Origin of the sequence: Porphyrobacter sp. YT40, assembly GCF_006542605.1 — a bacterium.
Classification (GTDB): domain Bacteria; phylum Pseudomonadota; class Alphaproteobacteria; order Sphingomonadales; family Sphingomonadaceae; genus Erythrobacter.
Window position 1 is genome coordinate 456,247 of record NZ_CP041222.1, and the last position, 13,257, is coordinate 469,503.

The 13,257-nt window shown below is 66.1% G+C and carries 13 protein-coding genes; 8 read left to right on the forward strand and 5 right to left on the reverse strand.

Translation table 11 applies throughout. The features are described from left to right. Nucleotides 1–31 precede the first annotated feature (31 nt). Nucleotides 32–1,735, reverse strand: a complete 1,704-nt coding sequence (locus tag E2E27_RS02075; protein ID WP_141457462.1) for a hypothetical protein — start codon at nucleotides 1,733–1,735, stop codon at nucleotides 32–34. Between the two features lie 214 nt (nucleotides 1,736–1,949). Continuing rightward, nucleotides 1,950–2,897 (reverse strand): SDR family oxidoreductase, encoded by a 948-nt coding sequence (locus E2E27_RS02080; protein WP_141457463.1) that lies wholly within the window; start codon nucleotides 2,895–2,897, stop codon nucleotides 1,950–1,952. Nucleotides 2,898–3,043: 146 nt separating this feature from the next. On the opposite strand from E2E27_RS02080, the gene E2E27_RS02085 reads away from it, so the two are divergent. Together E2E27_RS02085 and E2E27_RS02090 are read left to right on the forward strand one after the other, a co-directional pair. Further along, nucleotides 3,044–4,045 carry an NADP-dependent oxidoreductase gene (locus E2E27_RS02085; protein WP_141457464.1) on the forward strand — a complete coding sequence of 334 codons (1,002 nt, stop codon included), beginning with the start codon at nucleotides 3,044–3,046 and terminating at the stop codon, nucleotides 4,043–4,045. Beyond that, nucleotides 4,042–4,581: a nuclear transport factor 2 family protein gene (locus E2E27_RS02090; RefSeq protein ID WP_141457465.1), complete on the forward strand. Its 540-nt coding sequence runs from the start codon at nucleotides 4,042–4,044 to the stop codon at nucleotides 4,579–4,581. Before E2E27_RS02085 ends, E2E27_RS02090 begins: the two co-directional genes overlap by 4 nt. A 100-nt stretch (nucleotides 4,582–4,681) precedes the next feature. Here E2E27_RS02090 and E2E27_RS02095 read toward each other — a convergent pair whose 3' ends face one another. After that, nucleotides 4,682–5,086, reverse strand: coding sequence for a PaaI family thioesterase (locus E2E27_RS02095; protein ID WP_141457466.1), 405 nt, complete (start codon nucleotides 5,084–5,086; stop codon nucleotides 4,682–4,684). Nucleotides 5,087–5,171: 85 nt separating this feature from the next. Here E2E27_RS02095 and E2E27_RS02100 point away from each other — a divergent pair, with 85 nt between their 5' ends. Then, entirely contained in the window at nucleotides 5,172–6,764 is a 1,593-nt protein-coding gene (locus tag E2E27_RS02100; RefSeq protein ID WP_141457467.1) for a fatty acid--CoA ligase, read from the forward strand. A 33-nt stretch (nucleotides 6,765–6,797) separates the two neighbouring features. Next, complete coding sequence (locus E2E27_RS02105) at nucleotides 6,798–7,574, forward strand: SDR family NAD(P)-dependent oxidoreductase (protein WP_141457468.1); 777 nt, start codon at nucleotides 6,798–6,800, stop codon at nucleotides 7,572–7,574. A gap of 42 nt (nucleotides 7,575–7,616) precedes the next feature. Here E2E27_RS02105 and E2E27_RS02110 read toward each other — a convergent pair whose 3' ends face one another. Next, nucleotides 7,617–8,426 (reverse strand): SDR family NAD(P)-dependent oxidoreductase, encoded by an 810-nt coding sequence (locus E2E27_RS02110; protein ID WP_141457469.1) that lies wholly within the window; start codon nucleotides 8,424–8,426, stop codon nucleotides 7,617–7,619. Nucleotides 8,427–8,549: 123 nt separating this feature from the next. Between E2E27_RS02110 and E2E27_RS02115 the strand changes: the two genes are divergently transcribed. The 3 genes from E2E27_RS02115 to mobA are packed head-to-tail and all read left to right on the forward strand — an operon-like array spanning nucleotide 8,550 to nucleotide 9,815. Continuing rightward, nucleotides 8,550–8,960: a nuclear transport factor 2 family protein gene (locus E2E27_RS02115; protein WP_141457470.1), complete on the forward strand. Its 411-nt coding sequence runs from the start codon at nucleotides 8,550–8,552 to the stop codon at nucleotides 8,958–8,960. Nucleotides 8,961–8,964: 4 nt separating this feature from the next. Beyond that, on the forward strand, nucleotides 8,965–9,306 hold the full coding sequence (locus tag E2E27_RS18955; RefSeq protein ID WP_234036147.1) for a putative quinol monooxygenase: 342 nt from the start codon (nucleotides 8,965–8,967) through the stop codon (nucleotides 9,304–9,306). 14 nt (nucleotides 9,307–9,320) lie between these two features. After that, nucleotides 9,321–9,815, forward strand: a complete 495-nt coding sequence (mobA, locus tag E2E27_RS02125; RefSeq protein WP_353653641.1) for a molybdenum cofactor guanylyltransferase — start codon at nucleotides 9,321–9,323, stop codon at nucleotides 9,813–9,815. A gap of 163 nt (nucleotides 9,816–9,978) precedes the next feature. On the opposite strand, the gene E2E27_RS02130 is transcribed toward mobA, so the two are convergent. Next, a complete protein-coding gene (locus E2E27_RS02130; protein WP_141457473.1) occupies nucleotides 9,979–10,983 on the reverse strand; it encodes an NADP-dependent oxidoreductase in 1,005 nt (334 codons plus the stop codon). A gap of 119 nt (nucleotides 10,984–11,102) precedes the next feature. Here E2E27_RS02130 and E2E27_RS02135 point away from each other — a divergent pair, with 119 nt between their 5' ends. Continuing rightward, nucleotides 11,103–13,241, forward strand: coding sequence for a molybdopterin-containing oxidoreductase family protein (locus tag E2E27_RS02135; RefSeq protein ID WP_141457474.1), 2,139 nt, complete (start codon nucleotides 11,103–11,105; stop codon nucleotides 13,239–13,241). The last annotated feature ends 16 nt before the right edge of the window (nucleotides 13,242–13,257 follow it).

Below are 13,257 nucleotides of genomic sequence, written 5' to 3' on the forward strand. Positions count from 1 at the left end.
GGGCGCGCCCTATATGTTTTTCTTCGACGTATCAGCGCCTTGGCGCACGCCGCCGGCGTAACTGGTATTCGTAAAGCGAGGGGGCAGAGGCCACCGCCGCGTTCAGCATTTCGACATGGGGCGTCGGCCGGTAATCGAGCGTCACCCGCCGATTGCCATGCAGCCCGACAATCCGCGCGCCCGGCCCTTCGAGCCCGCTGGTGATGGTCACCTCGGCCTTCTCCGGCACGCTGTCCGGGAACACCAGCCGGATGTTCCAGTGGGTGTTGAACAGTCCGTGGCCCGGCTTCCAATAGGGTGCGCCCCCACCCCTCCACAGCCGCCAGGTCCAGCCATCCGCAGTGCTGCGCGGCGCGACATGCATGGTCAATTGGTCGAACAGGTTCTGATGGTTCGAGCCCGAATGCTGATCGATGATCGCATCGCGCCGCACATCGGCGCGCAGGAACACCGAGCGGGTCGACCGGGTATTGACGCTGACCGGGTGAACCGCCGGATTCTCGACCACCAGATCGCGTACCAGCACATTGTGCACCGCGCCGACATGGACGGTGTAATGCGCCTTGTGCTCGCCGGCAGTGCGCACTGCGTCGATGGTGAGCGAGCCGGCATTGTCGGTCAGGATACCGCTGTCGGCATTGCGGATTTCGACATCGCGCACCCAGCCATCGAACAGGCCGGTGAGATAGATGCCGTTGAAGCCCGCCTCCAGATGGTGCCCGTACCAGGGATTGTCCGGGAAGGTCAGCTTCATTGCCTCGATCCCGACCTCTTCGAGATGCTCCCACGCGGCCAGCACGGCGGGTTGTCCGGCCGAAATGCCATGCAGCAGCGGATCGCCGATGGTGACGGTGTTGCCCCTGATCGCGGTGATCCGCGTCGGCTGCGCCACCACCGGGCGGTTGACGAAGGTCCAGTGGTGCGAGCCGATCGTGAGCGGCGCAGCGGCCCCGGCAGCGCTGCCGTTCCACGCCGACAGATCGCCATACATTGACCGCAAAATCGCGCTGTCGGCCCCATCGACCGAATACCACTGCACCTGCACCACCTGCCCCACCGAGAGGCGCGAGGCGTCCTTCACCCGGATCATCTGGCCGAACTGCTGGCCCGAAACCGGATCGGCCAGCACCGGCGTGCGGCGGTCGCGCGCGGGATCGTAGGACACGGGGCGATCCGCCTTCGGTCCCACCAGCAGGAATCCCCCCGACCAGCTATATTCGCTGAACAGGAAATTGATGTTCTGATCGGGGATGACCTCGTACTTGTTCTCGTGCTTGAGATAGCCGCGCAGCTCTTCCTGCCGGGCCGGATCGTCGACGATCTTGAGCGGGCGGGGAAAGTAAAGCTCGGTGCCCTCCGCGCCGGAGCCCGCGCCGCGCAGGACGAAATTGCTGCGCTCCAGCGGGATCACCTCGCCGATCTGGATGCGCCCCTTGGGCAGTTGCACCGTGACCTTGCCGTCGATCACATCGGCCGCCGCGATGGCGCGCAGCAGCGCCTTGGCATCGTCTTTCCCGTCATCGGGGATCACGCCATGCGCGGTCGCCTCGATCACCGTCCCCTGCGTGTCGGGCAGAGGGGCCAGCCCGAAGCGGTAGCCCGCATAGCTGAAATCGGGCCCGCCGCTCTTGGCCGAATGGAGCTGCGGCAAGCGCGACTCCGATGCTGGCGCCGCATGGGCGAGGCCGACGGCAAGCGCCGCACCGGCAGCAACGGCACCGAGCGTCAGGCGCACCAATTCTCTGCGACGTCGCAAGACCATGACCGGCCAACCTCTCTCCATGCAGCCTGCCTTCTTGGTGTGCAGGCTGCCATCCGGGGGCCATTGTTTATACGAAAGACACCGGTGTCAACACGCAATGATGCAGAGCCGTGTTCCGTTCGTTGCAGCTTGCCGTGGTGGATCAAGCCAGCTTCACCCCCGCCTAGGAGGGGATGGCGATGCGGCTCTACCCGAAGGCGGGGCGATAATTGCTCTCGCCCCACTCCTGCCGCTTGGTCCATGCGCTCATCGGCTCGAGCTTGCCTTCGAGTTCGGGGAAGCGTTCGTAGACATGGTCCATGTCGACCGCGAAGGGCTTGGTCGGGGCTTCGTTGTTGTATTCGTAGAAGGCCTGGATGCCCTTGGCGAAGTCGGCGCGCATTTCGGGGGGCATGGTGTCGCCCGCCGCCTCGACCAGATAGCGGCCGAATTCCTCCGGGGTGCAGGGATCGTACTTGATCTCCCTGCCCAGCGCGTCCGACAGGTATTGCGTCACCTGCTTGCCCACCAGCCGTTCCGGCCCGCCGATATTGAGCCAGGCGCCTTCCATGTCGGGCCGCTCGAGGCTGGCCAGCATGAAGCGCGCGACATCGTCGAGGCTGATCCAGTTGGCTTCGAGGTTCGGGTTGTGCGGGTACACATAGCGTCCCTCATTGACGATGAAGGGCCGCGCCCAGTTGGTCAGCAGGTTGTCCATGAACAGCACCGATCCGAACACCGTCCCCGGCGCGCCCGAGCGCCACAGCGCGTTGATGCCGCGAGTGTTCTCGCCATAGGTGAAGGGATCGCCGGGCTTGTCGGGAATCCAGCTCGAGGTGTTCCACACCACGCGCTTGACACCCAGATGCGCGGCGACCTTGCCGACTTCGCCGACGAGGTAGGCGCGGTCGGCGCGCGCTTGCAGGGGGTGGGTGTAGAAGATGTAGTCGCTGCCCTCGAGCGCGTCCTTGAAGGTGGCGGTGTCGTAGAGGTCCATCGGCCGCACCTCGACCCGCTCCACCCCCTCGACCGGCGCGCCCTCCAGCGCATCGGGGCGGCGCGAGATCGCGCGCACGTCGTATCCGGCGGCGAGCGCCTGACGCACCTGTGCGAGGCCCTGCCTGCCGCTCGCGCCGATAACCGTGATAAGTGCCATCTGCCTTCCTCTCTCATGTTCCTGTGGGGGCAAGACTAGGAAGGCCCCCGCGCCCCCGCACCGCGCCAAAGTGATAGCCGGGCGCCATCGGCCCCTAGCGAAAAGGCGGGGTTGCCGTAGCGGCGCGCGCGCCGGACAGTGCGGCGATGCAGAACCGCTTCTGGCGCATCGCGCGCCGCCCCGAGGGAACCGATTTCTCCAGCGCGCTGGAACTGGTCGAGGCCCCGCTTGGGCCGCTCGCCGAGGGCGAAATCCGCATCCGCAATTCGCACCTCTCGATGGATGCAGGCACCCGGCTGTGGCTGACCGATCGTGAGGACGGTTATCAGCCGCCGTTGCCGCTCGGTATTCCGATGACGGGGCTGGTGCTGGGCGAGGTGACCGAGAGCCGCGCCGCTGGCTTTGCCCCGGGTGATCTGGTGCGCGCCTTCGGGCAGTGGGGGGAAGTCAGCACGGTCGATGCGGTGATGTCGGGCGCGCTGAAGCTCGATCCCACTGTGCCCGACCGGCGCGCATGGTTCGGCCCGCTCGGCATGAACGGCTGGACCGCGCTGTGGGGCATCGAGCGCACCGGCGCCGCGAAGCCCGGCGAGCGCGTGCTGGTCTCCGCCGCGGCGGGAGCGACAGGCGTCCTCGCGGTGCAGATCGCCGGGCTACTGGGCTGCGAGGCATGGGGCCTTGCGGGGGGAGCGGCAAAGTGCGCGTTCCTCACCGGCGAATTGCGAATTGCAGGCGCGATCAATTACAAGGCGGGGGACGTGGGGGCGCAGCTCGATGCAGCGGGCGGCTTCGATGTCTATTTCGACAATGTCGGGGGCGGCTTGCTGGATCAGGTGCTCACCCGCATGAACCACTATGGCCGCATCGCGGTGTGCGGCCTGCTGGCCGACTACACCGGCGGCACCCGCACCACCCCGCGCGAGTTCGATCAGGTGCTGATGCGGCGGCTCAGGATCGAGGGGTTCTTCTCGCCCGACTTCATGCACGAAGGCCCCGCGCTGACCGAGCGGCTGCGTCGCTGGCACGAGGCGGGCGATCTGGTGATGCCCTATGACGTGACGACGGGCCTCGAAAACACCCTCACCGCCTATGCAAGGCTGTTCACCGGCGGAAATATCGGCAAGGTGATCGTGGAGCTGGAACCATGACAGGCACCCTCGAAGACCGCGAGGCGATCCGCGACATTCTCGCCGCCTATGCCCATGCGATCGACCGGCGGCGCTGGGAGATGATGGAACGCCTGTTCCACCCTGACGCGACCTTCCGCTTCGGGGTGATCGAGGGGGACTGGCGCGGCTTCGTCGAGCAGGCGCGCGCGGTTATCGACCCCTGCCTCGCCACGCAGCACCAGCTTGGCCAGACGATCTTCGGCTTCGACGGGCCGGACACTTGCCACACCGAAACCTACATGACCGCGATGCACACCATCCCCCCTGGCTACCCGCTGGCGGCGGTGTTCCCGGACAAGGGCGTGATCTATTCGGCGGTGGTCGCAGGGCGCTATGTCGACCGCTTCGAGAAACGGGGCGGCGAATGGCGCATCGCCCAGCGCACAGGGCTTTATGACTGGCGCGAGTTCCGGGTGGCGGAAGGCGTCGACCTTTCGGATACCCCCGAGGGCGCAGCGGGATACCACGACGAGCGCGATCCTGCGACGGCGGCGGTCAAGGCGTGGCTGGGCTGATCCCCCCTCCCGCTTGCGGGAGGGGTCGGGGGTGGGCCTGTAGCAGGTCTCGCTTCGCTCGCTCCCACCCCTAGCCCCTCCCGAAAGCGGGAGGGGGACACTACCGCCGAATTGCAAATACCCCGCTCATTGTCGCAACCTGTTCCTCCCCGCGCCAGATCCCGCCCGAAGTGTAGGCCGTCCGCCCGCCCAGCCGGTCGATCCGGACGCGCGCTTCGAGCCAGTCGCCCAGCCGCGCTCCAGCGAGGTAGTTGACCGTCAGCGTCACCGTCGAGGGCACGAGGCGAGGCCGCTCGGCATCATACACCGAGTGGGACAGCGCCACATCGGCGAAGGTCGATATCACCCCGCCATGCGCGGCGTCCTGATAGTTGATGTGGTGCGGGCAGATGAGAAGCCCTACAACCCGCACGCCCTCCACCACAGGCCCGAGATAGTAAGGCCCGCCATGATCGAGAAAGCCCGGCGAGAAATCCGCGGGCTCAAAGCCTGAAGCAACAGCCATCGCGCCAGCCTAACGCCGCTTTGCGCCAGCGCTGCTATGAAATGTGTGAATGACAGCCCGGAGCGCAAGGTTTATCCCCGCGCACATGGGAGAGAACACAGCATTGGCCGCAGAGTCCTTTTGCGAGGTCGTGCGCGAGCACGCCCGCACTCAGGGGAGCGTGATCGCCTTCACCTACGGGCAGGAGGACATCAGCTTCGCCGAACTCGATGCTGGGGCCGACCGGGCGGCCAATGCGCTCGCCGCGCTGGGAGTGAAGCCGGGCGACCGGGTCGCCTTCCTCGGCAAGAACCACCCGCTCTATTTCGAGGCCTTTCTGGGCGCGAACCGCATCGGCGCGGTGATGACCCCGGTCAACTGGCGCCTTGCTGCGCCCGAGGTCGCCTATGTGCTCGACAACAGCCGCGCGCGCGTGGTGTTCGTCGGTGAGGGCTTTGCCGAGGTGCTCGAACAGATCCGCGCCGATTGCCCCCATGTCGAACAGGTGATCGGCATCGACGCCCCCGATTTTCGCGGCACCGATTACCGCACGTGGCGCGACGGTTTCCCCGCCAAGCCCCCCGCGCACCGGGTGCGGGCGGACGACGACGCGCTCCAGCTCTACACCTCGGGCACCACCGGCAAGCCCAAGGGCGCGGTGATCACCCACGGTTCGCTCCTCTCCAGCCGCGACGGCACGGCGGCGGGCGATCAGATGCGCGCATGGCAGGAACCGATCCCGGGCGACGTAACCCTGCTCGCCATGCCGTGCTTCCATATCAGCGGCACCGGAACCGGCATCGGGACGATGGTGGCGGGCACCAACGCGATTGTCCTGCCCGAGTACGATCCGACCAGGGCGCTGGACCTGATCCAGAACTACAACATCTCGAAGATCTTTCTGGTGCCCGCAGCGCTGCAGATCCTGCTCAACCACCCTCGCGTGGGCGAGGTCGATTTCAGCCGCCTCAAATACGTCACCTACGGCGCCTCCCCCATCCCGCTCGAACTGATGCGCGAGGCGATCCGGGTGATGGGCTGCGGCTTTGTGCAGATGTACGGCATGACCGAGACCAGCGGCACCATCGTGGCGCTCGATCCCGAGGATCACGTGCCCGAAGGCAGCGTGCGGATGCGGAGTGTCGGCAAGCCGCTAGCGGGGGTCGAGATCAAGGTGATCGACGAGGCGGGGAACGCGGTTCCGGCAGGCACCGTGGGCGAAATCGCCACGCGCTCAAACAAGAACATGCGCGGTTACTGGAACAACCCCGATGCCACCGCCGCCACCATCGACGCCGAAGGCTGGCTGCGCACCGGCGATGCGGGATACCTCGACGAGGATGGCTATCTCTACATCCACGACCGGGTGAAGGACATGATCATCTCGGGCGGCGAGAACGTCTACCCGGCCGAGGTCGAGAACGCACTCTATTCGCACCCCAAGGTCGCCGATGTCGCGGTGATCGGCGTGCCCGACGCCAAGTGGGGCGAAGCGGTGAAGGCCTGCGTGGTGGTGAAGGCAGGCGAGGACTTGAGCGAGGCCGAACTCATCGTCCACGCCCGCACGCTGATCGCGGGATACAAGTGCCCCAAATCGGTCGATTTTATCCCGGCTCTGCCGAGAAACCCATCGGGCAAGATCCTGCGCCGCGAATTGCGCGCGCCCTATTGGGCGGGGAAAGACCGGGCGGTGAACTGAGGCATGGCGGCCCAACAAGGGGGAGGGAGCACGATGAAACTCGAAGGCAAGATCGCCGCGATCACCGGGGGCACGGCAGGCATGGGGCGCGGGATCGCCGAAGCGTTCCTCGAAGAAGGTGCCAAGGTCGCGCTGTTCGCGCGCAACGCGGACAAGGGCGCGAAGGTGCTGGAAGAGCTCGGAGCCGGGGACCGCGCGATCTTCATCGCGGGCGACGTGATGAGCCAGCCCGATCTCGAAGGCTTCATCGACCAGACCATCGCGCATTTCGGCACGCTCGACATCCTCGTCAACAATGCCGGGGGCGCAGGCGATTTGCAGCCGCTTGTGAACCTGTCCGACCATGCCTTCGACGAGGCGATGAAGTGGAATGTCTATTCGACCTTCTGGGCCACCCGGCGCGCGCTGCCGGTGATGCTCGAAAAGCAGGACGGGCGGATCATCAATATCTCCAGCATGGAGGGCAAGCACGGCAAGCCGGTGCTGACAGCTTACAGCGCTGCCAAGCACGCGGTGAACGGCATGACCAAGAGCCTTGCGCGCGAAGTCGGGGCGCAGGGCGTCACCGTGAACGCCATCTGCCCCGGCCTCGTCATCACCGACATCATCAGGAACAACGGCCCGGCCACCGCCAAGGCGATGGGGATTGAACTGGAAGAGATGATCGCGCTGTTCGCCAGCGAGGCCGCGATCAAGCGCCCCAACGAGGTCGAGGAAATCGCCGCGGTTGCGGTGCTGCTGGCGAGCAAGGCGGGCGCGGGGATCACCGGCGCGCAAATCTCTGTCGACGGGGGCACGGCGCAGTATTGAGGTGCGCGCAATGTTTCAGGTGAAACATTGCAGGAACATTGGCTAGCCCTGCAACTTCGCCATCGCCGCGCCCACCGCCGCCTCGATATCGCGCGCCTGCGGATTGCCGCGCAGGGTGAGCCCGCCATTGGGCTGGATGTTCTGCCCCGTGATGAAGGCCGTGTCGGTGCACAGCCACAGGCAGGCGTGGGCGACATCCTCGACCGTGTTCAAGCGCCCCATCGGATAGCGCGGCAGGAAGGCATCGACGAGACCGGGCACCTGAAAGCTGTCATGCGTCATCGGGCTGTCGGTAAAGGCGGGGGAGACGGTGTTGGCCTTGATGCCCAAGTGCCCGAAATCATTGGCGACACACTCGATCAAGGCCTCGCTCCCGCGCTTGGTGCCGATATAGGCGGCGTGGTTGGGGATCAGCGCCTTGGTGGTGGCGGAGGACAGGCTGATCAGCGATCCGCCGGTCGGGGCCTGCGCGCTCATCACCCGCACGAAGGCTTGCAGGAAGTAATGCACGCCCTTGAACTGCAGGTCGACGATCCGGTCGAGCTGTTCGTCGGTGATCTCCAGCATCGAGGCCAGCAGGCCCCAGCCGGTGGTGTTGATCGCGATGTCGACCCGGCCGAAGGTAGCGGCGGCCGTGTCGGCCATGGCATTTACCTCGGATTTGCTGGTGATGTCGCACAGGGCATAAGCCCCGCCGATCTCCTCGGCGAGTGCGGCCAGCGGGGCTTCCTTGCGGCCCGCCACCATCACCTTCGCGCCTTGCCCGGCGAACAGGCGGGCGATGGTCTGGCCCATGTTGCCTTCGGATGCCGCGCCGAGAATGACCGCGCTCTTGCCTTCGAGTTGTCCCATCCAACCTCTCCTCTCGGGCGAGGGAGTAACACGGCGAGGCGCGGCACCCCCCTTCCCAAAAGTGGGCATTGTTCGCGCCGTGCGCGCGCCTGATAGCGGCGGCAGAGCAAGGGGAGATCCGCCATGTTTACCGGACCGCTGGAAGATCGCGTCGCGATCGTCGAACTCAACGGCATCTACGCCGACGGCGTGGTGCGCTTCGACGCCGAGACCTGGGGATCGGTCTGGGCCGAGGATGCCGACTGGGATCTGATGGGCCACCAGACCAAGGGCAGGGACGCGATCGTCGCCTTCTGGAACGGGGCGATGAGCGGGCTGAAGGCGGTCAGCTTCCACTGCGTGCCCTGCATGATCGAGGTCACCGGCGACACCGCCCGCGCCCGCGTCCAGACGCAGGAAATCCTGAAGCCCAAGGAGGGCAAGGCGCGCCATGTCGGCGGGCTTTACGAAGACACGCTGGCGAAGGTGGACGGGAAATGGCTGTTCACCAGCCGCACCTTCAGGATCGTCGCCGAATTCGGAGTGGAAGGGTAAGCTCATGGCCAAGATCGTCATTTCCGCGCAGATCGACCTCGATCCCGCCCAGCGCGAGGAAGCCCTGCGCACCGCCCGCCCGCATATCGAGGCGGCGCTCGCGGAGAAGGGCTGCATCCACTACGACTGGAGCGCCTGTTCGATGAACCCGGCGCGGGTCAACGTGTTCGAGGAATGGGAAAGCGAGGAAGACCTCGCCGCCCATTTCCGCGACCCGGCCTATACCGGGATGCGCGATCACATCGGCAAGTTCGGCATCACCGCCGCGGTCAGCCGCAAGTACCGCGTGGATGCGGAAGGCCCGGTCTACAACGCCGAGGGCAATGCGACAGAGGCTTTCGACTGAAGCTGCTCGGCGCGATCCTCGCCGGCGGACAGGCGCGGCGGTTCGGCAGCGACAAGGCGCAGGCGCTCTATCAGGGCGTGCGGCTGATCGACCGGGTCGCGGCAGCGCTGGCTGCCCAGTGCGAAAGCGTCGTTGTCTGCGGGCGTGAGGAAGCCGGCTTCGCCTGCATTCCCGACTGGCCCGAAGCCGGGCTCGGCCCCTTGGGCGGACTCGCGGCGGCGCTGCGTCATGCGGAGGCGGGCGGGTTCAGCCATGTGCTGTCTGCCGGGGTCGATGTGCCTGACCTGCCGCATGATCTGGCGGCGATGCTCGCGGGAGAAGGCGCGGCGATTGTCGAAAGCCAGCCGGTGGTCGGACTGTGGCCGGTCGAGGCGGGGGCGGCGCTGGCGGCCTTCCTCGCAAGCGGAGGCCGTTCGCTCTATCGCTTCGCCGATCATGTGGCGGCGCGACGGGTCGAGTTGGCCGCGCCGCTGATGAATGTGAACCGGCCAAAGGACCTCAGGGGCTGACTCCTCCGTCACCGCTTCGCGGTGCCACCTCCCCATTCGTGCCGAACGGGGAGAGACCTTTTTTGGTCGGCCTATCGCTTCGCTACTTGTGGTCTTGTGTCCCTCCCCGTTGCGAAGCAATGGGGAGGTGGCAGCCCGCAGGGCTGTCGGAGGGGTAATCCTTCTACAATTTCAACAATTGCTTGCCGCGATTGAGCCCCGCGAACAGCCGCTGCAACGTCTGCGGCGCGTTGTCGAAGCCGTGCTGGATGTCCTCCTGATATTTCAGCGAACCATCCTTGACGAAGCCCTCGAGCCGCTTGCGGATGCCGGGGAATTCGCTCGCCCAGTCGAGCACGATGAAGCCCGCCATGGTGCCGCGCCGGAAGACGAGGTTGAAGTAGTTTTCGGGCCCGGCGGGCAGGCTCCCGGTCTCGTAGCGGCTGATCCCGCCGCAGATCACCACGCGCGCGCCGGTGGCAATGCAGGCGAGCATGTCGTTTAAAATCTTGCCGCCGACATTGTCGTAGATCACGTCCACGCCGCGCGGACACAGCTCGCGGATCTGCTCCTTCACGCGGCCCGCCTTGTAGTCGATAGCGGCGTCGTAGCCCGCTTCCTTGACGAGCCAGTCGCACTTGTCCGGCCCGCCCGCGATGCCGACCACGCGGCACCCGGCGATCTTGGCGAGCTGGCCGACGATGCTCCCCGTCGCACCCGCCGCGCCGCTTACGAGCACGGTATCGCCAGCCGCGGGTTTGCCCACTTTGAACAGCCCGCAATAGGCGGTCAGCCCGGTCGTCCCCAGCACCGAGAGCACGGCGGTGGGCGACAGGTCGGTTTCGACCTTGGTCAACTCCTTGCCGTCGGTGACGAGATATTCGGTCCAGCCGGTGGTGCCGAACACCAGATCGCCCACGGCAAAGCGCCCGCGGTTGCTGGCGACGACCTCGGCAATCCCGCTGCCGCGCATCACGTCGCCGATGTTCATGGGCGCAACGTAATCGGCGATGTTCTCCATCCAGCCCTTCTGCGCCGGATCGAAGCCGAGATAATGGGTCTTCAAGAGCATCTCGCCCGGCCCGGGATCGGGCAGATCAACCGTGGCCAGCTTGAAGTCGTTGTCGATCTCGATGCCGCGACCGCGCGGGTGTCCGTTCAAGAGCCATTGGCGGGTGGTGGTCGGCATGGGTCTCTCCTTGGCGTTCATGCCCTATTGCGGGCGCGCGCCCCGCCTCTCCACGGACAAAAGTATCAGTCGAGCCCCCTGCCCCCTGTGGTAGTTTGCCGCCCTCAAGGAGAGAGACGATGGGCGCCGAGACTCACAAGACCTTCTGCCGTTTCTGCCATGCCAATTGCGCGATGGAGGTGGACGTCGCCGACGGGAAAGTGATCGAGGTGCGCGGCGATCCCGACGATCCGGCCTATGGCGGCTACACCTGCATGAAGGGCCGCGAGCTGCCCGACAGCCACAACTCCGAGAACCGGTTGCATCACAGCCTCGTGCGGAACGCGGACGGCGAATTCGTCTCGACTCCGATGTCCGAAGCGCTCGCCCATGTGGCGTCCGAGCTACGCCGCATCATCGACGAGCACGGGCCCCATTCGGTCGCCGTTTTCATGGGTTCGGGGGGCTTCCAGAACTCCGCCGCGATGGCCGCCTCGCTCTCCTTCGCGCAAGCCTTGGGGAGCCGCAATTTCTACACCTCGGTGACGCTCGATCAGCCCGCCAAGGTGTTCACCACCGCGCGCTACGGCAAGTGGATGGCGGGGCCGAACACGTTCTCGGAGAGCGACGTGGCGCTGTTCATCGGCAACAACCCGATCGTCTCGCACTACGCGCCCGTCGGCGGGGTGCCGCCCTTCAGCCCCTCGCGCCGCATCCGCGACCAGAAGGCGGCGGGCCTTAAGCTGATCGTCGCCGACCCGCGCGAGAGCGATGTCGCACGGCTCGCCGACATCTACCTTCCCGTAGAGCCGGGCGAGGACCCGGCGATGCTGGCGGGGATGCTCAACGTGATCATCTCGGAAGGCCTCTACGACCGCAATTTCGTCGCGGCCCATGTCGACGGGTTCGACGAGTTGGCCGAGGCGGTGAAGGCTTTCCCGCCCGAAGTCGCTGCCGAGCGCGCGGGGCTCGACACGGAACAGCTGATCGCCGCCGCGCGGATGTTTGCGGGCGGTTCCAAGGGTTGCGCCACCACCGGCACCGGCCCGGAAATGGCGGGCAACGGCACGCTGACCGAATATCTCGTCACTTGCCTCAACACCATTTGCGCGCGCTTCAAGCAGGAGGGCGAGAAGGCCGCGATCCCCGGCGTGTTCAGCCCCTACCAGACCGCGCGCCGCGCGCAGGTCGCCCCGCCGGTGCCGATGTTCGGCGCGGATGGGATGCCCAAGTCGCGCTTCCGCGGGCTCGGGCATCTCGGCTGGGAGATGCCCTGCAACGTGCTGGCTGACGAAATCCTCACCCCCGGCGAGGGCCAGGTGCGCGCGCTGATTTCGGTCGGCGGCAATCCGGTGGTGGGCTTCCCCGATCAGGCCAAGATGGTGCGCGCATTGGATGATCTCGAGCTGTTCGTGCAGATCGACCCGTGGATGAGCGCCAGCGCCAAGCGCGCCACGGTGGTGCTCGCGCCCTCGCAATGCCTCGAGCGCGAGGACATCACCAACCTGTCCGAATGGTGGCACGAGGAGCCCTATGCCCGCTATACCGAAGCGGTGGTGCAGGCGCCGGGAGACTGCATCGACGAATACGAGATGTTCTGGACGCTCGCGCATCACTTGGGTCTGATGATGGTGCTGTGCGGCGGGCCGCTGCCGATAGACCGCAAACCCGGCAAGCAGGAGTTCCTAGACCTGATGGTCGCGGGCAGCCTCAAGCGGCCAAGCGACGTTCGCAGGGATTGTCAGGCGCACGGCGGCGCGGCGATGGTCTATCCCGAGGCGCATCCGCTGGTCGAACCGCTCGATGAAAGCGAGTTCCACCGCTTCGATCTTGCAGTGGGCGCGATGCCTGCCGAGATTCTCAGATATGCCGCCAATCCGGCGAGCAAGTCGGGCTTTGACTTCCGCCTGATCAGTCGCCGCTCGAAGACGCGGTTCAACTCGATCGGCCACCCGCTCAAGAAGCTGCAGGCCAAGACCACCACCAACCCGGCCTTCATCCACCCCGACGACATTGCCGCCTTGGGGCTGGAGGAAGGCGGGCTGGTCGCGATCACCTCGCCGCACGCCACGATCCACGGCGTCGTGAAAGCGAGCGACAAGGTGCGGCGCGGGATCGTGTCGATGGCGCACGCCTATGGCGATGCCGATGCGACCAAGGAGGACGTGCGGGAACGCGGTTCCTCCACCAACCGGCTGGTGAGCGAGGTGGTCGATTACGATCCGATCACCGGACAGAGCCTGCAAAGCGCCATTCCTGTGAAGCTCAAACCCGCTTGAGAAACCACCCCTGAAT